Source organism: Endozoicomonas sp. SESOKO2, assembly GCF_024606245.1.
Classification (GTDB): domain Bacteria; phylum Pseudomonadota; class Gammaproteobacteria; order Pseudomonadales; family Endozoicomonadaceae; genus Endozoicomonas_A.
The window spans coordinates 1-25,048 of the sequence record NZ_JAHHPQ010000221.1 but is presented as its reverse complement, the minus strand read 5'-3'; the positions used below and the strand labels follow the sequence as shown (position 1 = coordinate 25,048).

Below are 25,048 nucleotides of genomic sequence, written 5' to 3'. Positions count from 1 at the left end.
GTCGGGAATTGAAAATTGTTTCAATATATAAGGTCAAGAAAAACATCGGTCAAGCAAAACTCTTCAGTGATGGCAATTTTTTCTTGAACGACCCTCTTATTTATCGTTTCACAGCCACAATGATTAATCCACCCGGTTATAAGCAATAATTACCTTGAATATCAAAAGATTATTTAATTACTGCGAAGCCTGACAGATTTCAGGATGATTATTCACGGGAAAAAACCGGCTTTTTTTGTCGACAAAGCGACTCAAGCAAACCTTGTCAGAGATCCCCATCAGAGAAGTAGAGCCTCTGCATAAAAATACATAAAAGCAGGATACCCCGAAATGACATTCCGGGGTAAATACGTTCAGGCAGGATAAGCCAGGCAGGCACGCCTGGCAAAGGCCGACGTATTACAGACGCTCAAAGACCGTAGTAATACCCTGACCCAGTCCTACACACATCGTAGCCACACCGATCGTACCGTTGTTTTGCTTCATCACGTTCAGCAGGGTACCGGAGATTCGGGCACCGGAGCATCCGAAGGGGTGACCCAGAGCTATTGCCCCACCGTTCAGGTTCACCTTCTCGTCCATCTTCTCCAGCAGGTTCAGGTCTTTCAGAACAGGCAGAGCCTGAGCAGCAAACGCCTCATTCAGCTCAACATGATCAATATCATCGATAGTCAGGCCTGCACGCTCCAGTGCTTTTTTGGTGCTGGGTACAGGTCCATAACCCATGATGGACGGATCAACACCAGCAACCGCCATGGAACGAATCACGGCCATTGGTTGAAGACCCAGATCCTGAGCACGCTGTGCGGACATAACGATCATGCAGGAAGCCCCATCGGTAATCTGGGAAGAAGTACCAGCTGTGACTGTACCTTTCGGGTTAAAGGCTGGCTTCAGTTGAGCCAGTCCTTCAAGCGTGGTTTCAGGACGGATCGTCTGATCTTCGGTGAAGACTGCCAGGTTGCCATCATCATCATGCCCCTGCATGGGGATGATCTCATCCTTGAAGTGACCGGCTTTGGTTGCTTCCCAGGCTCTCATATGAGATCTGACACCAAATTCATCCTGGGCTTCACGAGTAATACCGTGCATCAACCCCAGCATTTCTGCGGTCAGACCCATCATGCCTGCCGCTTTGGCAGCATATTTTGACAGACGTGGATTAGGATCCACTCCATGCATCATGCCTACATGTCCCATGTGCTCAACACCACCTACGACAAAGACATCACCGTTCCCGGTTTGAATAGCCTGAGCAGCAGTGTGCAGTGCACTCATGGAAGAACCACACAGACGGCTGACAGTCTGGGCAGAAGAAGTATGAGGGATCGGAGTCATCAGGGATGCCATACGGGCAACGTTCCACCCCTGCTCCAGAGTCTGGTTAACACAACCCCAGATGACATCTTCAACTTCTTCAGGGTTAACACCAGGGTTACGGTTCAGAACCCCTGTGATGAGGTTTGCAGACAGATCATCGGCACGGACATTTCGATACATGCCACCCTTGGAACGACCCATGGGGGTCCGGCCATAGTCTACGATTACGGCGTCTCTCGGATTAAGGCTCATAGTCAATTCTCTCTTAAATCTGTTGATCGTGATTAGCCACTTTTTTTGTGGCTCAAGGCTGTTTACGCGCCGTAAAACGTTTTGCCTTCACGGGCCATTTCCCGCAGCTTTTCAGTAGGCTGGTACAGAGGACTGATATGAGCGTACTGATCAGCCAGCTCTACGAACTTGTCGACACCCATGCTATCGATGTACTTCAGGGCACCGCCACGGAAAATCGGGAAGCCGATGCCGTTGAGCAGAGCCAGGTCCGCCTCTGCTGGGGTATCAACAATGCCGTCTTCCAGTGTGCGAACGGTTTCCATACACAGTGGAATCATCATGCGATCAATAATTTCCTGTGTTTCAAACTCACGGCTTTCACCTGCCACTTCAGAGAGAAGCTGATAAGCCGTTTCGTCAACCACTTTCTTGGGCTTACCTTTCTTGTCCTGCTCGTATTTGTAAAAGCCGACGTTGGTCTTCTGTCCGTAACGCCCCTTCTCATACATCACATCAATAGCGTTCTTCCAGTCACGGGACATACGATCCGGGAAGCCTTCAGCCATCACTTTTTCAGCATGGGAGCCTGTATCAATACCGACAACATCAAGCAGGTAGGCAGGACCCATTGGCCAGCCAAACTTCTCCATAACTTTGTCGACTTTCTGGAAGTCAGCACCGTCTTTCACCAATGAAGCGAAGCCGCCGAAGTATGGGAAAAGCACACGGTTAACCAGGAATCCGGGACAGTCGTTAACAACGATAGGCACTTTGCCCATCTTCTTGGCATAGGCGACAACGGTTGCAACCGTTTCTTCGCTGGTTTTCTCACCACGAATCACTTCAACCAGAGGCATGGCGTGAACCGGGTTAAAGAAGTGCATGCCACAGAATTTTTCCGGTCTTTTCAGATCCTTAGCCAGTTCTGTTATAGAAATGGTTGAAGTATTAGAAGCCAGAACAGCGTCTTCACTGACGTGATTTTCTACTTCACCCAGTACCGCTTTCTTGACATTGACATTCTCGACAACCGCTTCCACAACGACATCGACATCACCAAACTCACTGTACGACAAAGTTGGAACAATGTGATTGAGAACCTCACCCATTTTCAGAGGGTCCATACGACCACGGGCTACTCGCTTGGACAGCAGTTTGCTGGCTTCGGCCAGTCCCAGGTTCAGACCATCCTGAGCGATGTCTTTCATCAGAATAGGAGTGCCCTTGTAAGCAGACTGGTAAGCAATGCCACCGCCCATGATACCGGCACCCAGAACAGCGGCCTTCTCAACTTTACCCGCCTGCCTGGTCAGTTCCTTGGTCTTCTTCTTGAGCATCTGGTCGTTCAGGAACAGTCCCACCAGAACATCAGAGACAGGTGTCTTGGCCAGTTTAATGAAACCTTCAGCTTCGACTTTCAGAGCTTCATCTCTTGGCAGCTCAGCATGCTTTTTGATGGCTTTAACAGAAGCCGCGGGCGCTGGCATATGTGGACCGGCCTGCTGCTTGACAACCGCCATGGTTGTTTCAAAAGCCATCAGAGATTCCAGCAAAGGTAGCTTGAGTGGTGAACGTTTTTCATCTTTACGGGCATTAAAGTCCAGTTCACCTGCCAGACAACGTTTGATAATGGCTACAGCAGAATCCACTAGCTTTTCGGTTTCAACCACTGCATCTACAGCCCCTACTTTCAGAGCTGCTTCAGGCTTCTGCTCGCGACCAGCAGCAATCCACTCGACAGCGTTATCTACGCCGATCAGACGTGGCAGACGGACAGTCCCACCCCAGCCCGGGTAGATGCCCAGTTTGACTTCAGGCAGACCGACACCACCTTTGTTGGACAGTACACGATAATCAGCGCACAGGCAGATCTCAAAACCACCACCCAGAGCGCTGCCATTGATAGCGGCAACCGTTGGCATATCCAGATCTTCAAAGCTGCTGAAGACCTGGTTAACACCCATGACCATTTCCAGCAGCTCACTTTCTTCCTGACGGAAGTTGGAGGTAAACTCCTTGATGTCGGCACCAACAATGAAGACGCCTTCCTTGCCACTGGTCAGAACGACACCCTTGATGGAGTCGTCCGCCTTGATGGCCTGAACTGCACCATTCAGATCTTCTATGGCCAGCCGGTTGAACTTGTTCACCGACTCCCCTTCCAGGTCAAACCTCAACTCAGCGATGCCGCTTTCAAGTGCCAGAACCTTGAATGCTTTCCCCTGATATATCATTTATCTCTCTCCGGACGGATTGAAAAAGGTTGCGTTAATGACTGACGTCTGTACAAATGGCGTCAGGAGCCAGACTGAGAATAGCGGCCCTATGGATAATGGCAGTTTATTCTCAGTCTGGCTCCTGATGGATGCATCTTAGACAGTGCTCGCCAGAAATTCATACAACCGTTTGAATTTTTGAGCCTACCTTCTTTGAATTCTGTGCCAAAGTCAAGAAAATGAACACCAATAAATCCGCAAATATACTGATTCAGAGCAAATACTTACCAGAAATTTACTTGGACAACTCAAGGTACAGCCATACAATGTAAGCGTTTGGTCTATGATGCCTGCAATCAATCGTATTTTCTTATGGTTGATATAAAGAGAGCACAGGTGGTCGAACACCCTTTAGCATTTAAGGCGATGAGTACACAAGATAGTTACTCGTGGCCCGATGATAAAAACATCGACACAGCCATGATCCGGAAATGCAGCTCACCGGCTCAGATGATAAAAATGGCTATGCAACTGGAATGAGCTGCATTTCTTCATAAAACATCCGGGAAGAGAGAAACAGTCTATGAGTCAATATAACCATATTCTCGTTGCTATTGACCTGTCTGATGAAGCAGACGATGTATTGGATAAGGCCAAGTCTCTTGCAGAAATCTATCAGGCCAGACTGACCCTGGTGCACGTGGTTGAGCCGTTGAGTGTCGCTTATGGCAGCGATATTCCACTGGATCTTACAACCCTTCAGGATGAAATCACCCAGCAGGCCAGAGAGCGTATATCACGTTTGGCTGAAAGCATTCACCTGGACAAGGGTGAACAGCACGTCGTATACGGGCGCCCGGAAAGAGAAGTACATCGCATCGCTGACGAGTCTGACGTTGACCTGATCGTGGTTGGGAGTCATGGCAGGCATGGTTTGGCCCTGATTCTCGGCTCAACATCCACCAGCATCCTGCATGGTGCATGCTGTGATGTTCTGGCGGTAAGAGTGGGAAAAAACAACAGCAAATAAGAACAAAAGCGGTGAGTTAACAGTTGGCAGATAGCCGTTCTGACCGCACACTGACGACAGCTGACTCCCAACTAAAAAAGGAACGTCTGTTAACTCATATTTTCAAGTACTTCTCAACGTTCGATCTTTTCTTCGATGTCCTGGTTGGCGACTGCCAGGCACACCAACGTGGATTGAATGACGTCATGATCGCCCTTATAGAAAGCAGATCCAGCGATGATCTTTTCCCACTGAATCAGTTCTTCTTCCAGTTTTTCAAGCTCTCCTCGTAAAGCTTACAACTCACGATGAAGCTTGTTAGTGAGATTTTTCTTTTTCGGTTTCGACTGCGATTATTTCAATTACGAGTTACGCCTTCCGGAATGTCAACGTCATCCCCGTCAAAATCATTCATGTCAGAATCAGTCACTTCAAAATCACTCTTACCATGAAGACTTTCAAAATCACTGCTGTCAGTATCAGTTTTTTCAGATTCACTGCTGTCAGAATGATCATTACTACAAAGGCAATACTCGAGCCATACGACGAGTTTTTTTAAGTACTTTATCCGTTTTTCCTGATGTTTTTTCCTCTTCTCTTCTTCGCCAGGCTCTTTGCCTCCTTGCCCCTTAGCTGGCATGTCATGCATGACTTGATCACCCTGCCCAGTGTCATTGGAGCCAATAGCTGTATCAGGAAGCAGTGCCAATAAATCATATGATTGTTCCAATAGGGCCCTAAATCCTATAGCGAGGGTCTCCATTATGACATCGCAATCATTTTCAACAGTAAACGTTAAGTGTAATTGTTGCGCTAAATATATTTTTAGGTATACAAACAATTTTTTAAATGATTTAACATCTTGATTTCCTTGTTCAAGTGTCGCATCAACCAGAACTTTTTTTATTTCTTTAAATAACTCATTTCTTTTTCTTCTACCGGAATAAAAACTCGTCCTCTTACCTGATTCTCTAAAATAATTCTCTATGCTTTCAATATTTACATTCGGATATTCGCATTCCGGTGCAAAAGGGTTAATTATGAGTCTAATAACATCAATTAAATTCAAAAACTGATAGTTCCAGGCTACTAATCCTGGTTCATCTTCACCATATTTTTCTATAAGTTCCAGCATTCGTTCAGCTGATTTTAGCTGTCGCTTATAACTCGACATTCCGTTCCTATCAATGCCATCGTTGAGCAGTTTGGCAGCGTCTCTAAGTAATGCATCAACTGACTTACCGGATTGCTCAGACTCTAAGGAATCCTCCAATTGCTGTAAAAACTTAATGCGTTCTGTTACTAAATCTTTTAGACCAGAAAATACTAAATATGATATTGCAACATTTTCTTTTAAAAGCTCTTTATCTTTAATCGGCTTATCTCTGCCTAATAGTTGAGCTGCGTGCAGGTGGTGGAGAAATCCACACATTCCTGCCATGTCAGCGGCGTGAAGCAGGAATGAAGTAAAAAAAGCATGGGCACTTTGTGAGGAAGCACTACTTGAATTTATGGCTGTGTAGTAAGCCAGCATTAAATATGCAAGACTCTGTTGATGTTGTGAACTGCCCGGATTAACAGGCGACTCGGTACCTTGGATATAAGATAGCGTTTCTAAGATTGCATTCTGATTTTGGTCAACGTTAATTTGAAGACTCGCCTTCACTTGCGCAATCATGCTTGCAATGGTCAGGCTATCACCGGGGGGCATTTCCGGAATATTGCTCAACAGAGTGGTCATAGTGTCTTCCGGAAGACCTAAATTCAAGTTTCGGATTATTTCAGCAATTTGTTCCCGGGACATTGGCGGAAGCGGAAGGTCCGTCAAAGGCTGCATCTGCGGTGCTCCGGCACCCTGCGGTTCTTCCTGATCCTCACGATTATTTACGTCATGCTCATTCCCAATGTTCATGGCAAAGATAAGATCAGTATCATTCGAAGTGACTAAAGGGAACCTCCCTATAAGAGTATTATGGTTGATCAAATTGGATAGGAAGTCAGAGTCTTTTGTTCCCTTTTCTTCAAAAATTTTCACATCCGCTGGCGTCAATAAAGGGGTTGCTGCCAACAATGTTGAGCAGGGACAAGCCATAATAATGAGACCAAGGGAAGCTAAGAATAGCTGCCTAGCCCTGCCAAGATGGAAAAATATCGATGACCCTGTTGTTTCTGGTAATTGAGACCCGGAGCTACTGATCATTCTACTTCCTTTAGTATCTGAATGCCTCTCGTAAAGTAGTCCAGGAATTGCAGCAATGCTCAACTTTAAGCTGTCGTCACCAATATCTGATCTGACACTCATCGGTTCATTGTCGTCTGTAGTGTCAGACCAGATACTAAAGACCAAACCTCCTTGAAAGTACGCCCTGCATGATTCAAAAATTTGCATGAGCGGCCGATCAGAGCAAGAAATTTTTACCCATTACAATAGGCCACTTCCAGCATGGCACTTTCTTTTCGTAAGTGTGAATATTTCAATTACTGAGTCACACCTTCTGGCGTGTCAACATCATCTCTCTCAGAATCACTTCCATCAGAGTAGCTCCTGGTATCATCACTCTCTGAATCACTATCGTAACAATGGTCAGGAACACATACACGCCTGCGAAAGAACCAATCGAGCCACTGCACAAATTCATTCAAGTAGTTCAGCCTTCTTTGAAGGTGTTTTTTCTTCTTCTCTTCTTTGCCAAGCTCTTTCTCTTGTTGTTCCTTTACAGCCTCGACATGCGTGACTTCGTCAGCTTGCTCAACGACATCGGAGCCAGTCGTTATATCATAAAGCACTAACAATAAATCATATGATTGATCCCGCAGGGCTCTGAATCCTGTACCGAGAGTAACCTGTATCACTTGATAATCATTTTTATCAGGAAAAGCTACGTGTAATTGTTGCGCTATATACGACTTCAGGTGTCCCAATAATTTTAGAAATGATTTATGCTCTTGATTTTCGTGGTCACGCATTGCGTCTGCTATTAGTTTTTTTATTTCTTTAAGTAATTTCCTTTTTTTGTCCATATAGTTATAAAAGGTTGTCCCCTTACCTGACTTTCTAAAGTAATCCTCTATCTTAACTATATGTGCATTCAGATCTACATATTCTGATGCGAAAGGATCAAGCATCAGGCCCAAGAGATCAATTAAATTCAAGAATTGATTATTCCAGGCTACTAATTCAGGTTCATTTTCACCATATTCTTTTATAAGCGCGAGCATTCGCTCAGCTGTTATTTGCTGTCGCTTATAAATCGATATTCCGTTCCTGTCAATGCCATCGTTGAGCAGCTTGGCAGCGTCTCTTAGTAATGCCTCGGCTGATGTATTGCTTTGCTCAGATTCTAAGGAATCCTCCAATTGTTGCAAAAATTTAATGCGTTCTGTTGCTAAAAATTTCAGTCCAGAGAATACTAAAGATGATTTTGCAACATTTTCTTTTAAAACATCTTGATCTTTTATCGGTCCATCTTCACCTAATAGCCCATCTTTTTGCAGATGGAGTCTGGGTATTCCAGCCATGTAAGCGGCGTGAAGCAGGAACGAATTAAAAAAAACATGGGCTCCTTGAGAGGAAGCATCACTTGAATTTATGGCTGCATAGTAAGCCAGCATCAAATATGCAAGGCTTTGTTGATGTTGCGAATTGTTCGGATCGACAGGAGACTCGGTACTCTGGATATGAGATAGAGTTTCCAGGATTGCATTCTGACTTTGGTCAACGTCAACCTGAAGAGTAGCCTCCACTTGCTTGATCATGCCTGCAATTGTCAGGTTGTCACTGGGGGGCGTTTCCGGGATGTTGTTCAGCAGAGCGGTTATACTGTCTTCCGGGAGGCCTGAATTCAATTTCCGGATAATTTCAACAATTTGTTCACGGGACATTGGCGGGAGCGAAAGGTCCGTTAAAGGCTGCATCTGTTGTGCTCCAGCTCCCTGCGGTTCTTGCTGTTCCTGACTCTTATTTACTTCTTGCTCATTCACGGGGTTCATGGCAAAGATAAGTTCAGTATCATTCGGGGTGACCAAAGGGAATGCCCCCATAAGAGCATTATGGTTAATTAAATCGGATAGTAAGTCAGACCCTTTTGCTCCCTTTTCTTGAAAAAACCTCTCATCTACTGGCGTTGGTAAAGGGTTTAATGCCAGCAAGGTTGAGCAAGGGCAAACCATAATGAGACCGAGGGAAACTGAAAATAGTTGATTGGTCTTGCTATGATGGGAATGTATCGATGAACTTGCCGTTCTCAGTGATTGAGGCTTGGAGCTGCCGATCATTTTACTTAAGCCCGTGTTTGAATGCCCCCGAAAAGTAGTCCAGGAATTGCAGCAGTGCCAAATTTTATTTTGTAGCCACCAGCATCTGACCTGACACTCACACGTTCATTGTCGTTTGTAACGTCATGCCAGATTCAGAAGACCTGCTCTATTTAAAGTGTACTTTGCCTGATTCCAGAATTTACACGGGCGTCCGATCACAGCACATTTTTCCTGACGGGTTCGCTCTGGCTTAAATAACACCTTCGCCACATGCGTTTTGAACGCGGCAAAAAGTCTCTCTGGATACTCCCACGACTTTGCACGCACGGAAAACATTATTGAGCTGATCAGCCAGTTTTAATGATACTGGCTTGTGATAAATAGCAGGATAGTAATACCGTTTCATTGGGGGTTAGCTGCACAATGACATCTGCTAACTCCCAATTGAAAACGGAACACCTGTTAACTCATATTTTCGAGCTCTTCCCAACGCTCCATCTTCTCTTCGATATCTTGATTGACGGTTTCCAGACGTGCCAGAGTGGTTTGCACAACCTCCTGATCACCCTGATAGAAAGACGGATCGGCGATAGCCTCTTCCAGCTGGATTAACTCTTCTTCCAGTTTTTCAAGCTCTCCCGGCAAAGCATCCAGCTCACGCTGAAGCTTGTAACTGAGCTTTTTCTTTTTCGATTCTGGCTGAGTTTGAATATTGGGTTCAGCTTTCGTTTGTGGCTTACTGGTTTGAGGCTCAGCAACCAGCTGATTTACCTCCCCTCCCTGTCTGAGCCAATCTTCAAAGCCGCCGACATATTCTTTAATCTTGCCATCAGGCTGGAATACGAGGGTACTGGAAACCACATTATCGAGGAATTCACGATCGTGACTGACCAGCAGCACCGTGCCCTGAAAGTCCACCAGCAGTGACTCAAGCAACTCAAGTGTTTCGACGTCGAGATCGTTGGTAGGCTCGTCCATCACCAGCAGATTAGCCGGCTTACTGAAGAGTCTCGCCAACAGCAAACGGTTTCGCTCTCCACCGGACAACGCCTTAACAGGAACACGACAACGATTAGCCGGGAAAAGGAAATCCCCGAGATAGCTGATTACGTGTCGACTGGCTCCGTTGATCATGATGCTCTCACGACCTTCAGCAACGTTGTCAATCACTGTTTTTTCAAGGTCCAGTTGATTTCTCAACTGATCGAAATAGGCCACTTCCAGCTTGGTACCTTCCTTAATGAAACCGGAATCCGGTTTAAGCTGCCCCAGCAAAATACTCAATAGCGTTGATTTGCCAGCACCATTGGCACCAATCAGACCGATCTTGTCTCCCCGGATCACTCTGAGATCAAAGTCTTTAATGATGTGCTGACCTTCCCAGGACTTTGCAATGTCCTTAGCTTCCAGCACCAGCTTGCCGGAACTGCCGCCCTGCTCCAGAGAGAAGCTCGCTTTACCCTGAACCACCCGACGCTCCATCCTTTCGCTTCGAAGTGCTTTAAGCGCTCTGACCCGGCCTTCATTACGGGTTCTTCGAGCTTTGATACCCTGACGAATCCAGGCCTCTTCCTGAGCCAGTTTTTTATCAAACAGAGCATTCTGTTCCGCTTCCACTTCCAGCGCGTGAGCTTTTCTATCCAGGTAAGTTTTATAATCGCAATCCCAGCTGGTCAGGATACCTCGATCCAGCTCCACGATTCGGGTAGCGAGAGACTGCAGGAATGAACGATCGTGGGTGATAAACAAAAGAGCCCCCTGAAAATCAAGCAGCTGTTTCTCAAGCCAGTCAATGGCAACAACATCCAGATGGTTAGTGGGCTCGTCCAACAATAACAGATCAGGTTCACACACCAGTGCCCGGGCCAGCTCAACTCTTCTGCGCCAGCCACCGGAGAGTTCTTTCATCTTCTTCTCTTCAGGCAGACCGAGTTTCTGAATCACTTTGTCCACCTTCTGCTGAAGACTCCAGCCATCGGCCGCTTCCAGTTTTTGCTGAACTTTTTCCAGCGCCTTCATATCTTCATCAGACTGGATATTCTGGGACAGTTCATGAAACTGACTGATCCACTCCCCCACTTCTTCAAGGCCAGAAGCCACGACATCGTAGACTTTTTTCTCATCCTGCTCAGGAAGATCCTGGTTCAGAATGCCAATACGCATCCCGGGTTTTCGCCAGATGCTGCCATCATCCGCATCGATTTTGCCGGATACCAGTTTCATCATGGTGGACTTGCCCGCACCATTTCGCCCCAACAAACAGACCCGTTCACCTTTACGTATCTGAAAATCGGCTCCATCCATCAGGGGCTGATCACCATAGGCAAGGTTTATATTGTCAAATCTCAGTAACGGCATTATCAGGTTACCCTGTCCTTTTCAATGTCCTGCAACGGCAATGACACAGAATTAATAATGCCGCAAGCATACCTGCTAAAGACTCATGAGCCAAAAAAATCAGTCGTGAATACAATGCAGAATAAACTTCTGACACCCATGCCATGGGAAGCACGAAAAGGTAGAATTAGAGTAGATCGTAAACAACCAAATCGGTTATGAGAAAGATCATCCTAAGTGGCGCAGGACAGAATGATTTCAGGGCGCCACCATCTCAATCAATGTTGCCAACCCCGGTCCTGGCAGCTCCATCTCAAGTACTGCTGCATTGCCGGTCATAAAGCCAGGTCCCTGATGAATCGCTCCTTCACAGAGCAAACTGGTTAAAGCCCCCACCAGAGGCATATGACTGGCCAGTGCGATATTCCCTTGCACAGGCAGTTCTGAGATCACGGCCATCGGATCAGCGTCGGGAGTAATGCAATCCAGTGTTTCCAGAGTACACTCCAGAGTTTCAGCCAGAATCCTGCCAGATTGCTGAGCCCTGAGATAAGGACTGGCCAGTACCCTGCTGATGCCGAGGTGGGTCAGCTTCGAAGCTGTGCTGAGCACTTCCTGCTGACCCACTTCCGTTAAAGGCCTTTCCTGATCATTTGGCGCTGACCAACTGGCTTGCCCATGACGCATTACGATCAGTTTCATTATTGGGTACCTGCCTGCTTATGAGTGCTGATATACGACCAGGTATACGAACGACTATAGATAAACCAGAGTGACTCAAGCCGATTTCAGACACCTTCCTGGTCATTGACTGGCTCTTTCTCTCCCGGCCAGTCGCTGAACGGATAAGGCTTGGTGTCATCATTGTAAGTAACAAACTGGATAATCTGATAAAAGTATTGATTCAGACCTGCACTTAAATCCAGTAATCGTGAGTTCGGTTCAGATTTAATAAACCCATGCACCACCTGAATAATGGCAATCAATAAAATCAGAAATCCGACAATATAGGCCAACATGTAAAACAACACCATGAACAATAGCCTGAGCCACCGAGACTCTGATTTCAGATTATCAAACACTTTCTTATCCATATAAAAACCCTCACCGTTTTTGTTAATGGATATCCACCATTAGTTGAAAGTAACTGGAAGAAAAGTCTTCCCGACCTTCATCTGACCATAAACTCGACGTCGGTTTTCTGCTCCCGGAGCATCATACCGCGCACCAGCTGATTGACATTAAACTCTTCGAAAATAACCATGTGCAATGCCTCAACAATCGGCATATAGACTTCAAGCTCAACCGCTTTCTGTCTGACCTGTTGTAAAGTGTTCACTCCCTCAGCTACCTGACCCAGCTCAGCTTCTGCCTCTTTCAGGGTTTTCCCCTGACCCAGAGCATAACCTACCCTGAAATTCCGACTGAGGCTGGATGTACAGGTGGCGACCAGATCCCCTACCCCGGACAGCCCCAGGAAAGTCATGGGATCCGCACCGAGCTTGACAGCAAAACGACTCATTTCTGCCAGGCTGCGAGTTATGAGCATACTTTTGGTATTCTCACCCATCCCCATAGCCGCCCCGATACCTGAGACAATGGCATAGATATTTTTCAGAGCACCGGCCAGCTCGACCCCGTAGACATCCTGGTTGGAATAGACCCTGAAATAATCCGAATGCAACACCTTCTGAACAATCTCACACAACTCAACATCTTCACTGGCAATCACTGTCGCCGTTACCGCCTTGGCAACTATTTCCCTGGCCAGATTGGGGCCACTGAGAACACCTACTCTGACTGAGTTAAGTTCCTCATTCAGAATTTCACTCATCAAGTCAAAGGTGACCGGTTCAATCCCCTTGGTGGTGCTGATCACCATTTTACCTTCCAGTGCATCACCTGCCATCTGAACCACTGAACGGAAGGATTTACTGGGAATGGCAATCAGAACCAGATCGGCAGATGAGACAGTGGCCTTGATATCGGTCGAAGCCTGAACGGAAGGATGAATGGTAAAATCCGGCAGGTAGCGGTGATTGATATGATCCTGATTAATTCCCTTTACCTGCTCTTCACTGCGCATCCAGAGTTTAACCTGATGACCGTTATGAGCTGATATATCAGACAGTGCTGTACCAAAGCTGCCTCCACCCAGAATGGCTATGGTATACTGCTTGCTATCGTTATTCGGCGTCATCATCATATTTCCGACTGTATTTCTCTTGACTCGTTTATTGGTTAGTAATGCTATCATCACCCACAGTGACGGTCCGCCACCAGGGCAAAGGGTTCGTGGTCGTGATGCAAAGCTCATTGCCAGGCAATGAAATGCTGTCTTTTCTGATTCGTTGCAAATCAGCCTTTTGGATAGGCCGGGAGTAAATAATCATCTTTCAAGCCTTAAAAGCGATGAAAAATGTTTCAGACAAATAATACAATACCTGAAGCGTATAGTGCATAAGGTTAGTGTATTAAGGGTAATGCATTTCTCAAGGCACAAAAAACCTGACCTCTCAAGCCAGGCCTTGATTTAATGTCACCGGATCCGCAACATCTGTTGTTTTTTTGTTAATTTCAGCAGAATACGCTGATGAGAGTCTGAGACCGGTGGTATAGTGCACATCGGAACGATAGTAATGAATTCCCGTGATCAGTGGTCAGCCTGACAGGGAGTCGACATACCCATGTCACCCCAGCCTTGGCGGGCGACCATGGCATTTTCCAGGAATAATGAACGAATGAAGCAACAATCCTTCGATAAAGACGACCTGCTCCGCTGTTCACAGGGTGAGCTTTTCGGGCCAGGCAATGCCCAACTGCCAGCACCCAACATGCTGATGCTGGATCGTATCGTTCGGATCTCTGAGGAAGGCGGTAAATACGGCAAGGGCGAAATCACTGCCGAGCTGGATATCACTCCGGATCTCTGGTTCTTTGACTGTCATTTTCCGGGTGATCCGGTCATGCCAGGTTGCCTGGGTCTGGACGCCATGTGGCAGCTGGTCGGCTTTTATCTGGGTTGGATGGGTAATCCCGGTCGCGGCAGAGCCCTGGGCAGTGGTGAAGTCAAGTTCACCGGCCAGATCCTGCCGACTAACAAGAAAGTGACCTACCAGATCAATATCAAGCGTATTATCAGTCGCAAGCTGGCGCTGGGTATTGCTGATGGCATTGTCAGCGTCGACGGACGTGAGATTTACACCGCCGAAGGGCTCCGGGTAGGCCTTTTCCAGAGCACCGACGCATTCTGATTCATTCGGATAATTCAGGTTAGATAAATGAAACGTGTTGTAGTTACAGGGATCGGCATCACCTCCTGCCTGGGTAACACCCAGAACGACGTGGCCGACAGCCTCAAACAGGGAAAATCCGGCATCAGCTTTAACGAAAGCTACGCTGAAAAAGGTTTTCGTAGCCAGGTTTCCGGCTCTGTCGACATTGACCTGAGCGAGCATATCGACCGCAAAACCCAACGCTTTATGGGTATGGCGGCTTCTTACGCCTACATTGCCATGAAGCAGGCGATTGAAGATTCCGGCCTGTCTGAAGAACAAGTTTCCAATCCAAGAACCGGCCTCATTGCTGCTTCCGGCGGTGCCTCTTCAGAAAACATTGTCGAAGCCGCAGACATCATGCGCGAAAAAGGCGTCAAACGTGTAGGCCCATACCGTGTAACCCGTACTATGGGCAGTACAGTATCTGCCTGTCTGGCTACCCCATTCAAGATCAAGGGCGTGAACTATTCCATTACTTCTGCCTGTGCCACCAGTGCTCACTGCATCGGTAACGCAGTAGAACAAATCCAGCTGGGTAAACAGGATGTTGTCTTTGCCGGCGGTGGTGAAGAAGAGCACTGGTCACAAACCGGTCTGTTCGATGCCATGGGAGCCCTGAGCACAAAGTACAATGAAAACCCGGACAAAGCCTCCCGTGCTTACGATGCTGACCGTGACGGCTTTGTCATAGCCGGCGGTGGTGGCATGGTAGTTCTGGAAGAACTGGAACACGCAAAGGCCCGTGGTGCCAAAATTTACGCTGAAGTCGTGGGCTACGGCGCCACTTCCGACGGTTATGACATGGTTGCTCCTTCCGGTGAAGGAGCTTCCCGCTGTATGCGTCTGGCCCTGGAAACCGTTGACGGTCCGGTTGACTACATCAACACCCACGGTACATCGACTCCTGTTGGCGATGTGGCAGAACTGAAAGCACTGAAAGAAGTGTTTGGCGACAAGATGCCTACTGTCAGCTCGACCAAGTCCCTCTCCGGTCACTCACTGGGAGCGGCTGGCGTTCAGGAAGCTATCTACTGCCTACTGATGATGAAACACAGCTTCATTACAGCTTCAGCCAACGTAGAAACCCTGGACGATGAAGCCCGGGATCTGCCGATTCTGGTCGGTGAAGCTCGTGAACAAAAGCTAAACCGCATCATGTCCAACAGCTTCGGTTTTGGTGGCACCAACGCTTGTCTGGTATTCCAAAACTACGAAGACTGATAGAAAGGGATTCAAATTTCCGGGTGCTTCAGAAAAATACAAGCGGGATGGGGTGTAGCTTTGTGGTTACTTCCCATCACCCCGGGGAAACAGGAAAGCCGCTTCGAAGCTAAATGCTCGTATCAAATTCAGATAAACGACGGTTACGCTTCCTGCTGATAGAGAGTGCCTTCTTCACAGTCAAAAATGAATATTGGCAGTTTCGAGCCTAATGACTGCTCCGCTTTCTGTTTAAACACAAATCCATCGTGAATGATCTGGTTTCTTTCATAGTAAAGCTTCTCAGTTCGATTAAAAGTAATTAATACAGCCAATACTGAATCAGTAGTATATTCGCATACGACTTCATTATGATTTAATCTGGATTTAATTAAATGAGCTTTTTCAACCATATAGTCTTTTAGTTGTTTAGTTGTTTTAAATAATTTATTGCATTCAGGATCACAGTCCAAAACGAATCGACCAGTAGAATCGGGATTGACAATTTCACCTTTTCGAATAGATATTTTCTCATAGTCCTGTTTTGTTTTATCCCATAACAACCAATAACCTTGACTATCAACAGGCATTGAACCGACATCACTGTCGGCGATGACATGAATTTTCGTTTTCTCTGCATCAACGAGAAAGCCAATATTTCGATATAGCTTCTGCTTTGGGCAGGGGGCCAAAAGTGAGGTTGCAGCACACCTCACAACTTTATCACGGGAAGTAAGCTGAACAAGCTCCCGATCTAATCTCGAAAAGCCTTCATCGTCTATAGAATTGACAAGCATTTTTGCCAATAACTTTCCATCATGCAGCTTTTCATTAAATAAGCTATTTAAGTCTGAAGGACAGGAAGCAGAAACGCCTACTTCTTTTTCGGTTATTGAAAAAAACACTCCTGATTCAGCTCTTTGAATTTGAGCTATTTGATTGATACTTGAATTCATAAAATATCAGCCCCTGAATTTATATATCTATTTAGACTGTAAAAATATAAATTCATTGAAGCTAATTCTAACTAAGGGGTAAGAAGGCATAACAACATTCCCGGAGAAGATCACACCTCTGCGTCAAAATAGTTCTCCCTATCATTATGCCCGACAGCTTCGGTTTTGATAAATTTAACGAACAATACTGAGATAACGCTTTAAGGCTTGCTCTTCTGCTTCAACAACCATTGTTATGTAATCTTGATAGCACTTACCTGTATGGGCTTTATCCAAAGCCTCATAATAGACAAGACGATTCTCCGCCTCAATAATGACGGGTAAGTAACCACTGCTCAATAAGTCGAAGTTCATAAGCAGGCGAGCTGTCCGACCATTCCCATCGACAAAAGGATGAATTCCTACAAAATCAACATGCAGTCTCGCTGCCCTCTCCACAGGGTGACATGCCTGATTTTGATAGCAATCGATCAGTTCTGTCATCAATGGCTGCACGTGCAGATGCTCAGGCGGTATGTGTTGAGCACCCGCAATAATTACATTTTCGTGTCGGTAGCAACCCGCATTAGTATCATCAATATTTTTTAATACTAACTGATGAACAGACTTAATCAGTCGTTCACTGAATGGCTCATTTCGTGCCACTACCGATTCTACCCACTCAATGGCTTCCCGGTGATTGATCGCTTCAAAATGCTCCCTGATTGACTTGCCTCCAACAGTAATACCTTCAAGAACCACCTTCGTTTCCTTAAGTGTCAGAGTATTGCCCTCTATCGCATTGGAGTGATAAGTCCACTCCAATACCATTGCTTCATGGAGTGACTGAACACTGTTTTTTGGCAAGGGTCTGAGTGCATCCAATTGAGCTTTAAGCGCATCAATGGTTTCAAACATACTGTAGGTAATCCTTTCAAATAGTGGTTGTGCCTATTATATGGTAAACAGGATAATTTAAGAAAATTTCACCAGCCATGTACTGTGAAATCAAACGATTCTGCACTATTTATACACCATTTCGCAGACTCATCTATTCTTTGCATTTCACTTGGCATCAGTAACAAAGGGATAAGCATTGAAATTTTTTTCAGTCGCCCTTCTGCATTTCCTATTTTCTATCACTCCCTTGCAGTCAGGCGCTTCAGGCTTTGCTGCTTCGAATGTCGCCATCCCCCCCACAGGATAAATCTCTGCATTGTCTGTACCTTTACCAGTGCTTGATCTGATATTCCGGCTCTCACTCATCCTCCTCAACATCACGGTAGCGAGAATGTCCCAGGCTCAGGTTCCAAAAATGATCAGAACCCCACACCCCCTAAAGCCCCCCCATAACCTGTAATCTTGTTTCCTGAGCCAAATAGATCTCATTAATGACTCATTTTCTCAGGTGGGCCTCAAATGACCGTTCATTATGATGGTGGAGAGAGGGTTTGAATCTGGAATTTACAGACGGAACAATTGCTACAGGTGAACTTGCAGCTCAATCTACCGTTTGAGAGGATGCCTCTGTTGATAGACTGAATATTGGTTTGATAGATGCATCCATGCAGTAGTACCTCCCTGATCAAATTACATTAGACCTACAGAGCCATCTTCTTCAAGAAAATTCATAACAATAATGACAGTACACCTAACAAAAACCTCAACGAAAAGTGCTACCCGCTCAGTCGATAAAATTGGCGTTTTTACTGAGCCGTAGAATCTCTCAACAAGCTTTAAAGGTATTAATCCTTTTCTAATCTGTGTCTTAGAAATATTTTCAACTCAAAATGAATTTATTGGCACGCTTCACTATCGGAACATGGCAAAATCCAGCTACCATTTGTTCAGCCATATTTTAAATCATAATGCTGAAAATAATGAGAGAGGTACTACATTATGCCAGTGATCACTTTATTAGAAGGAACTGAAATCCAAAAGCCAGTAAAAATCTGGACGGATGAAGTCAGCCCACAGGCACTTGAGCAGATGCGCAAAGTCGCCAGCCTGCCCTTTATTCACAAACATGTAGCCGGGATGCCTGACATCCATCTCGGAAAAGGCGCAACAGTAGGATCAGTTATCGCTACCACTGAAGCCATTATCCCTGCTGCCGTTGGCGTGGATATTGGCTGTGGTATGAATGCGGTTCAGTTATCACTGAAAGCTTCTGATCTGCCGGAAAACCTTTTGGCCATTCGAAATGGTATTGAAAAGGTTATTCCCCTGGGAGCAGGTGGACAGCACAAAGAAGCGCAAATAGCCGGTGATTCATCGGTTGCCCTTGGCTTAAAACGTATTCTGGAAAAGCATCCGAATATCATCCAAAGAGGCAACCGGGACAAGTTTGTTCGTCAAATGGGCAGCCTCGGTTCTGGCAACCACTTTATCGAACTGTGTCTGGACGAACAGGACAACCTATGGGTCATGCTGCATTCCGGCAGCCGGGGTATCGGTAACCAGATAGGTCAGTACTTTATTCAGCTGGCTCGTAAAGACATGGAAAGGCAACAGATCCATTTGCCCGACAGAGACCTCGGCTACCTGAAGGAAGGTTCAGAGCACTTTGATGACTACGTTGATGCCGTTGCATGGGCACAAAACTACGCCCTGCTGAACCGGGAACATATGATGAACAGTATTCTTAAAACACTGCGCCTGCATCTGAAACCCTTCACCGTCATTAATGAAGCCATTAACTGCCACCACAACTTTGTTGAGCAGGAGTTCCATGATGGCCAGCAAGTCTGGGTGACTCGTAAAGGGGCTATCCGGGCCAGAAATGACGAGCTGGGTATTATTCCAGGCTCTATGGGCGCCAGGTCTTACATTATTCGTGGCAAAGGCAACCCCGAAGCCTTTTGCAGCTGTGCCCATGGTGCAGGACGGACGATGTCCCGTACCGCTGCCAAAAAAACCTTCACTGTTCGTGATCTTGAAGATCAGACACAGGGCATAGAGTGCAGAAAAGACAAAGGCGTACTGGATGAAATTCCCGGTGCTTACAAAAATATCGATAAGGTCATGAGCCTGCAGAAAGATCTGGTTGAGGTCGTGCGAACGCTAAGGCAGATTGTAAATGTGAAAGGCTAAGTCATCACCGGACATTTCTGATGCCTGTGCTAATGGCAAGTATGTCCGACAATAAAGCTACCGTCAGGAGACTGAACAATGAAAAAACCAAAAAATGCTCATAAACGCCCGGCATCGGCAATACTGAAACTGATGCAAAACCCTATGTACCGCCAGCGCCGGGAAAAACTGAAAACCCGCTATAGCCGTAAAGAGAAACACCGTGGTCGTGCTGATAACAGGCTGCACCAGAAAGCACTGCAGAGGGCAGTGTTTTCTGGTGCAGCCTGATAAAACGAGGAATACAGGAGCTGTCACTGAGTGAGACTATTTTGTTTGCATTGACTCAAAGACAGAAACCAACTTTCTGCCCATTGTGCATTTTCCCGAATCAGAGCCCTGTTTTGTTAGTTTTACTTAACAACACGTTATGAACTCTTGTTCCAAAACCAAGTCTATCCAAGTGTATCCATTTTTAATGTATTTGTTAATTGAGGATAAAGGCTAACTTTCGGAAAACAAAATATGAATGGAATAAATAACAACTCTAACGCTTTAGGTTTACCCCCATCAACACCTAATCAGTCTCTATCCGTGGCACCAACGGGTGTCAGTATGGGCAGAGACATTACTGTATATAACCAGAGTAAACCGTCATTGCTCAATTTATCCTCAGAAGCAAGATCAGGGCAATCAACTGTCCTAAAGGAAGAGCCACCGCTTGTTCAGGATACTTTAGCTGAATCTGCCTGTGCATTTTCCAGATATGTCTCACTTCATAATGAGATAAAAGTCGACAGTAGTTTTTTATCCAATGTTGAGACTGAAACATTAGATCCAGATATAGAATGCATCTCCGAAAGGTCTTTCGTAAAAACAAGAGACACTTCTCCTTGTCCATTAGAATTGAGTATCAATGAACTTAGGCAAGAGACTTTATGTCACTCAACCAGAGCAGTTCTGGAAAAAAACTTCTCTAAAAGCTATTCAACATCTTATATTTTTACAGTTGACGATCAGGATATCTATAAGACATACATCAATGGTGATCCAGAAAATGATTACCTGTTTGTCCACAAGCTGATTTGTATATTTGATAAAAAAAAGGAATGTTTTCATGACTTCGTTATTCATAGAGAAGATAACAATTTTCACATCTTACAATCGATGGCCAATGCGTTTAGCCTTGAAGAATGGATTACGGGTGATTCTGACTCAATAATAGAAAAACAAAAAAAATTCAAAAGAGATAATGATTTGATTTTATTACATCGTGAAAATCATTTACCACCACCATTTTCTAAAGACGACGAAAACATGGTAATAATGATTAAGGAAGAATTAAAAAACACAAAACCATCCTTTGATAAAATTGTAAAAGCGAGAATAAACAAACCCTGTTCTAAAGCTATTTTTAACCAGAAGATTTTGCCTACATTATTTTCAGCCTTAAGAAATTCAGGTAATCATCCCTATTTCAGAATATTCTCAGTTTCAAGAAGATACTTGGATATTAAACCAGAATATAATATTTTTTTAGAAGTATACTATGCCAAATTATAAGTAGTTGATTATTTGAAACCTTATAAAATTGGCGGTAACTTTCAATAAAAATGCCGCCTCAACTTTCTGCTTATTCAGGACAAACCAGTTATGGAGCCCATAAATAACAATTCCTTTAATACAGGTTCAAACTTGTCACCACCTGAGGGAACAAGACTGGGCACACGAGAGGGTAACAATGCGGGTAGAACCATCACTGTAGCTGACAAGAAAAAAAAGATAAATACATCATTACGGGATTTATCCTCGTTATCACTTTCCATGATTTTTAGCTATTTGAAACTTCGAGATATTCGCAGTTTAGAACTGACATGTACCTACCTTCACGCCGCTGTCAAAAAAGATAACGCCCTGGCAAAAGCATGGTATCACCAGTTTTCTTCTCCACACCAGTATCAACTTAGGATGACTATCACTACAAAAAATGAGAATCAACTCCATGATTGGTTGAAGTCATTCACGAATGATAAGGCGTTAATCGACTCACTGATGGAGCGCCGACATTGTAGTGTTCATGTACCTGCTGTATTGTATTTCACCAAGACTAAGCTGATGTCTGGGTGCAATACTTTTAAATTAGTCACAAAAGCCATCATTAATGAAAATACGCGAGTTAACTCAGCCGCCCTCAGTGCCGATGGCCGTCATCTGGTAACCGCTTGCGTCTATGAACCAGCGAAAATCTACAGCATCAAGACCGATGGATCATGGGTAAAAAAAACCATTATTCCCCATGACAACCCAGTCGCATCAGCCATTTTCAGCCTCGATGGCGAATATGTGGTGACCGCCAGCTGGGATGGCACTGCGAAAATATATGGCTTGGGACGCGATGACACATGGAAACAAAAAGCCATCATTTCCAATGAGTACAGTGTCTACTCAGCCAGCTTCAGCACCGATGGCCATCATGTCGTAACCGCCGGTTTGGATGCGACAGCGAAAATCCATAGCCAGAAGACCGATGGATCATGGAAACTAACAGCTACCCTTACACATAATAAGTCTGTTGAATCAGCCAACTTTAGCACCGATGGCCGCTATGTGGTCACCGCCAGTTACGAGAACAGGGCGAAAATCTATTGCCAGCAAACGGATGGTTCATGGAAAAATACCGGAACCATTCCCCATAATGACGCTGTTATTTCAGCCAGCTTCAGCCCCGATGGATGCCATGTAGTAACAGCCAGTATGGATTTTAGTGCGAAAGTATATGGCCAGAAGACGGACGGATCATGGGAAAAAAAAGGCACCATCTCTCATAGTGGTGCTGTCAATTCAGCCAGGTTCAGCCCGGATAGCCGCTTCGTGGTGACCGCCAGCCGGGATGGCACTGCAAAAATATATAGCCACACAGCTAATGGATCGTGGAAAGAAAAAGTCATCATTTATCATAAGTATTGGGTTCTATCAGCCACCTTCAGCCCTGATGGCCGCCATGTGGTAACTGCCAGCATGGACAGAACGGCCAAAATCATCGGTCAGCAAGACGATGGGTCATGGTTAGAGAAAGCCAGCATTTCCCATAAAGGCAAGGTCTTATCAGCTACCTTCAGCGCCGATGGCAGCCATGTGGTAACCGCCAGTGACGACGGTATAGTGAAGGTTACTGAGTTACAGGTTAGTGATTCATTGTTTGCTGTCACTGAGTAACGCTATTCAGCCTGTATTAAAAGTCAGAAACTTATCGGTCATTTTCCCGAATCAGAGACCAGTTTCGTTGGTTACCGTGAACAACCCGTTGTGAGCCTAACTTTGAAAAGATCGCCGGAAAGCAATGTTTAATTCACATTGACTGGCTCCCGCAGGCACAATTACACGTGCCGCCCTCACTTTCATCCTCATCATCTACCAGATAATCCACAGCATTGGGGTTTATAGCTACCCACTCCGGCAAATCGTCAAGTAACGCCTGTAACTGTTTCAGCTCCGGCTCCGAACCAAACTCGCTTCGCCTGAAACCACCCTCCTGCAAAGCACTGAGTGCCATTAACATTGCCCCAACCGTATCCTGGTCGATGGTAAATTCTGCTACCTGCTGCAGCAACGAATTCTGGGTTCCGTCACCGGTAAACAGAAAATACAAAACGGCCGCTGCAGAACTGGGAGCCCAGGTTCCTCTGAGATTTTTGTCACCCGTTTTTTTACGAGATCGCTCCGCACCGGAACTGGAAGGCATCAGGCGATTTAACTCAGCCATAACCTCTCCATGATCAGGGTTGCGAGTATACGTGTTTTGCTGGATCTGTTGCTCAATAATCCTCAGGCATTTCAGAACTTCTGGTTCGGTGACATGTCTATAAATGCGCTGAAAAGTTATTTTAGCCAGATCCCTGTTTGCAGTCCTTACATCACGATCTTCGATCATGACTCTTGCAGCAAGGGCAATAACGACAGCAGCCTGCATGGCCTGCTCATGGTTATGACTGACCTGAACTGTCTGCCGAACCCGACTGACAAAATCCTCGTCACTGATAAACGGATCATGATCAAGGATAGCCACAATCGTAGCAATGCCCATGCAGCCGCCATTACCAGAAGAGCCTTCCGCCTTTCCTGACCTTGTACGAAAACTCTGACCGGAAAAACCCAGAACCTGATCCCTGGTTGTTATAGTGCCATTCCTGAATCCCTGAAAGAATGTTTTTAACAACCGTGAGTGAAAAGCACCGTAGTCGCTTAACTCCACATTAATCGGATCTTCCATTTTTAAACGAAAACGCTGCCCATCAGGAAATGCAAAAAAACACTGATACTTAGCCAGCCTGACAACATCAATTTGTGCACCTTTATCCTTTCTTTGGTGCTTTTTATTAGTGCGACCAGAGCTTTGGTAATAGTCCAAAAAGAACTTATAGATCGCAGCCGCTTTATGTGTATCATCGGTAAATAGCCCACGCCTGGCTGCACCGTTGCCATACCGGACTGTTCCCTTATAATCCCCCAGGGCAGTGCCAAGCAAAGCCAGCTCTGCATTGGTCGGGGTAACAGCAAATGCTGGCATTATTACCAGAAAAAAAACAACAAAGCACAGGCAGTGAGCAATGAAGAATTGAAAACCAACTGAGCCAGAACAACATTCTGGCTCAGTTCGACTCGGGACGGTCATTAAATATATTCCTAAGATCCATTCAGATAAGGGAATAATAGCGGCTTTATTAAGTCTTGCTACCCGATAGCCTGCAGGCAATGTAAAACTTAATGGACATCAGCGGCCATCATCAACAAGAGCTATTACAAGACCATCCCCTGGGGGGCGGGTTCATCCTGTTATTGTTAGTTGTACTTAACAACACGCTATGAACTTTTATGTCAAAACGAACTCTAATTCATCGCATCTTTTTTTGTATGTGCTTTCTAATCATGGATAAATCTAACTTTCGGAGAACCAGGCATGGATGGACTGAATAATAACTGCGGTATTGCAGGTCAACACCCAATAACCACTATAGCCACTCAATCAATAACACCAACGGGCATCAGTGCAGGTAGAACCATCGCTTTAGTTAATAAGGAAAAACCTTCATTGCTGGATTTATCTCCATTACCCTTTTCCATTATTTTTCGCTATTTGAAGCTTCGGGATATTCACCGTTTACAACAGGTATGCACCCACCTTCACGATGC

At 45.5% G+C, this 25,048-nt stretch carries 20 protein-coding genes; 8 read left to right on the top strand and 12 right to left on the bottom strand.

Going from position 1 to position 25,048, the window contains the following annotated elements:
• Positions 1-399: 399 nt before the first annotated feature.
• Entirely contained in the window at positions 400-1,572 is a 1,173-nt protein-coding gene (gene fadA / locus KDK17_RS05515) for an acetyl-CoA C-acyltransferase FadA (protein WP_257255010.1), read from the bottom strand.
• 62 nt (positions 1,573-1,634) lie between these two features.
• Complete coding sequence (gene fadB, locus KDK17_RS05510) at positions 1,635-3,788, bottom strand: fatty acid oxidation complex subunit alpha FadB (RefSeq protein WP_257274718.1); 2,154 nt, start codon at positions 3,786-3,788, stop codon at positions 1,635-1,637.
• Between the two features lie 565 nt (positions 3,789-4,353).
• Between fadB and KDK17_RS05505 the strand changes: the two genes are divergently transcribed.
• On the top strand, positions 4,354-4,800 hold the full coding sequence (locus tag KDK17_RS05505; protein WP_257254061.1) for a universal stress protein: 447 nt from the start codon (positions 4,354-4,356) through the stop codon (positions 4,798-4,800).
• 337 nt (positions 4,801-5,137) lie between these two features.
• Here the strand turns inward: KDK17_RS05505 and KDK17_RS05500 are convergent, their stop codons facing one another.
• The 7 genes from KDK17_RS05500 to KDK17_RS05470 form a co-directional block, all read right to left on the bottom strand.
• Positions 5,138-6,979, bottom strand: a complete 1,842-nt coding sequence (locus KDK17_RS05500) for a hypothetical protein (protein WP_257287542.1) — start codon at positions 6,977-6,979, stop codon at positions 5,138-5,140.
• A gap of 278 nt (positions 6,980-7,257) precedes the next feature.
• Complete coding sequence (locus KDK17_RS05495; protein ID WP_257274714.1) at positions 7,258-9,054, bottom strand: hypothetical protein; 1,797 nt, start codon at positions 9,052-9,054, stop codon at positions 7,258-7,260.
• A gap of 444 nt (positions 9,055-9,498) precedes the next feature.
• Positions 9,499-11,394, bottom strand: a complete 1,896-nt coding sequence (locus KDK17_RS05490; protein WP_257274713.1) for an ATP-binding cassette domain-containing protein — start codon at positions 11,392-11,394, stop codon at positions 9,499-9,501.
• Positions 11,395-11,631: 237 nt separating this feature from the next.
• A complete protein-coding gene (gene sixA / locus KDK17_RS05485; protein WP_257252631.1) occupies positions 11,632-12,075 on the bottom strand; it encodes a phosphohistidine phosphatase SixA in 444 nt (147 codons plus the stop codon).
• Between the two features lie 86 nt (positions 12,076-12,161).
• Entirely contained in the window at positions 12,162-12,467 is a 306-nt protein-coding gene (locus KDK17_RS05480; protein WP_257252630.1) for a DUF4389 domain-containing protein, read from the bottom strand.
• 77 nt (positions 12,468-12,544) lie between these two features.
• A complete protein-coding gene (locus KDK17_RS05475; RefSeq protein ID WP_257274712.1) occupies positions 12,545-13,579 on the bottom strand; it encodes an NAD(P)H-dependent glycerol-3-phosphate dehydrogenase in 1,035 nt (344 codons plus the stop codon).
• 28 nt (positions 13,580-13,607) lie between these two features.
• Positions 13,608-13,766, bottom strand: coding sequence for a hypothetical protein (locus tag KDK17_RS05470; protein ID WP_257274711.1), 159 nt, complete (start codon positions 13,764-13,766; stop codon positions 13,608-13,610).
• A gap of 348 nt (positions 13,767-14,114) precedes the next feature.
• Here KDK17_RS05470 and fabA point away from each other — a divergent pair, with 348 nt between their 5' ends.
• Together fabA and fabB are read left to right on the top strand one after the other, a co-directional pair.
• Positions 14,115-14,627: a 3-hydroxyacyl-[acyl-carrier-protein] dehydratase FabA gene (fabA, locus tag KDK17_RS05465; RefSeq protein WP_257274732.1), complete on the top strand. Its 513-nt coding sequence runs from the start codon at positions 14,115-14,117 to the stop codon at positions 14,625-14,627.
• 27 nt (positions 14,628-14,654) lie between these two features.
• Positions 14,655-15,872 (top strand): beta-ketoacyl-ACP synthase I, encoded by a 1,218-nt coding sequence (gene fabB, locus KDK17_RS05460; RefSeq protein WP_257279529.1) that lies wholly within the window; start codon positions 14,655-14,657, stop codon positions 15,870-15,872.
• A gap of 143 nt (positions 15,873-16,015) precedes the next feature.
• Here fabB and KDK17_RS05455 read toward each other — a convergent pair whose 3' ends face one another.
• Positions 16,016-16,807 carry a hypothetical protein gene (locus tag KDK17_RS05455; protein ID WP_257274709.1) on the bottom strand — a complete coding sequence of 264 codons (792 nt, stop codon included), beginning with the start codon at positions 16,805-16,807 and terminating at the stop codon, positions 16,016-16,018.
• 174 nt (positions 16,808-16,981) lie between these two features.
• Positions 16,982-17,704, bottom strand: a complete 723-nt coding sequence (locus KDK17_RS05450) for a Fic family protein (protein ID WP_257279531.1) — start codon at positions 17,702-17,704, stop codon at positions 16,982-16,984.
• A gap of 981 nt (positions 17,705-18,685) precedes the next feature.
• On the opposite strand from KDK17_RS05450, the gene KDK17_RS05445 reads away from it, so the two are divergent.
• From KDK17_RS05445 to KDK17_RS05430, 4 genes are all read left to right on the top strand, one after another.
• Positions 18,686-19,879 (top strand): RtcB family protein, encoded by a 1,194-nt coding sequence (locus KDK17_RS05445; RefSeq protein ID WP_257275677.1) that lies wholly within the window; start codon positions 18,686-18,688, stop codon positions 19,877-19,879.
• A gap of 78 nt (positions 19,880-19,957) precedes the next feature.
• On the top strand, positions 19,958-20,149 hold the full coding sequence (locus KDK17_RS05440; RefSeq protein ID WP_257279532.1) for a hypothetical protein: 192 nt from the start codon (positions 19,958-19,960) through the stop codon (positions 20,147-20,149).
• Between the two features lie 234 nt (positions 20,150-20,383).
• Positions 20,384-21,421, top strand: coding sequence for a hypothetical protein (locus KDK17_RS05435; RefSeq protein ID WP_257276195.1), 1,038 nt, complete (start codon positions 20,384-20,386; stop codon positions 21,419-21,421).
• Between the two features lie 132 nt (positions 21,422-21,553).
• A complete protein-coding gene (locus KDK17_RS05430; RefSeq protein ID WP_257287541.1) occupies positions 21,554-23,074 on the top strand; it encodes an F-box/WD40 repeat-containing protein in 1,521 nt (506 codons plus the stop codon).
• Positions 23,075-23,207: 133 nt separating this feature from the next.
• Here the strand turns inward: KDK17_RS05430 and KDK17_RS05425 are convergent, their stop codons facing one another.
• Positions 23,208-24,425: an ADP-ribosylglycohydrolase family protein gene (locus KDK17_RS05425; RefSeq protein ID WP_257287540.1), complete on the bottom strand. Its 1,218-nt coding sequence runs from the start codon at positions 24,423-24,425 to the stop codon at positions 23,208-23,210.
• 390 nt (positions 24,426-24,815) lie between these two features.
• On the opposite strand from KDK17_RS05425, the gene KDK17_RS05420 reads away from it, so the two are divergent.
• Positions 24,816-25,048 (top strand): F-box protein (locus tag KDK17_RS05420; RefSeq protein ID WP_257287539.1); only part of this gene is annotated, 233 nt, incomplete at its 3' end.

Excerpts from the sequence above, each read along its gene's own strand:
- fadA (WP_257255010.1), bottom strand. The coding sequence starts at position 1,572 with ATGAGCCTTAATCCGAGAGACGCCGTAATCGTAGACTATGGCCGGACC.
- fadB (WP_257274718.1), bottom strand. The coding sequence starts at position 3,788 with ATGATATATCAGGGGAAAGCATTCAAGGTTCTGGCACTTGAAAGCGGC.
- KDK17_RS05505 (WP_257254061.1), top strand. The coding sequence starts at position 4,354 with ATGAGTCAATATAACCATATTCTCGTTGCTATTGACCTGTCTGATGAA.
- KDK17_RS05500 (WP_257287542.1), bottom strand. The coding sequence starts at position 6,979 with ATGATCAGTAGCTCCGGGTCTCAATTACCAGAAACAACAGGGTCATCG.
- KDK17_RS05495 (WP_257274714.1), bottom strand. The coding sequence starts at position 9,054 with ATGATCGGCAGCTCCAAGCCTCAATCACTGAGAACGGCAAGTTCATCG.
- KDK17_RS05490 (WP_257274713.1), bottom strand. The coding sequence starts at position 11,394 with ATGCCGTTACTGAGATTTGACAATATAAACCTTGCCTATGGTGATCAG.
- sixA (WP_257252631.1), bottom strand. The coding sequence starts at position 12,075 with ATGAAACTGATCGTAATGCGTCATGGGCAAGCCAGTTGGTCAGCGCCA.
- KDK17_RS05480 (WP_257252630.1), bottom strand. The coding sequence starts at position 12,467 with ATGGATAAGAAAGTGTTTGATAATCTGAAATCAGAGTCTCGGTGGCTC.
- KDK17_RS05475 (WP_257274712.1), bottom strand. The coding sequence starts at position 13,579 with ATGATGATGACGCCGAATAACGATAGCAAGCAGTATACCATAGCCATT.
- KDK17_RS05470 (WP_257274711.1), bottom strand. The coding sequence starts at position 13,766 with ATGATTATTTACTCCCGGCCTATCCAAAAGGCTGATTTGCAACGAATC.
- fabA (WP_257274732.1), top strand. The coding sequence starts at position 14,115 with ATGAAGCAACAATCCTTCGATAAAGACGACCTGCTCCGCTGTTCACAG.
- fabB (WP_257279529.1), top strand. The coding sequence starts at position 14,655 with ATGAAACGTGTTGTAGTTACAGGGATCGGCATCACCTCCTGCCTGGGT.
- KDK17_RS05455 (WP_257274709.1), bottom strand. The coding sequence starts at position 16,807 with ATGAATTCAAGTATCAATCAAATAGCTCAAATTCAAAGAGCTGAATCA.
- KDK17_RS05450 (WP_257279531.1), bottom strand. The coding sequence starts at position 17,704 with ATGTTTGAAACCATTGATGCGCTTAAAGCTCAATTGGATGCACTCAGA.
- KDK17_RS05445 (WP_257275677.1), top strand. The coding sequence starts at position 18,686 with ATGCCAGTGATCACTTTATTAGAAGGAACTGAAATCCAAAAGCCAGTA.
- KDK17_RS05440 (WP_257279532.1), top strand. The coding sequence starts at position 19,958 with ATGAAAAAACCAAAAAATGCTCATAAACGCCCGGCATCGGCAATACTG.
- KDK17_RS05435 (WP_257276195.1), top strand. The coding sequence starts at position 20,384 with ATGAATGGAATAAATAACAACTCTAACGCTTTAGGTTTACCCCCATCA.
- KDK17_RS05425 (WP_257287540.1), bottom strand. The coding sequence starts at position 24,425 with ATGCCAGCATTTGCTGTTACCCCGACCAATGCAGAGCTGGCTTTGCTT.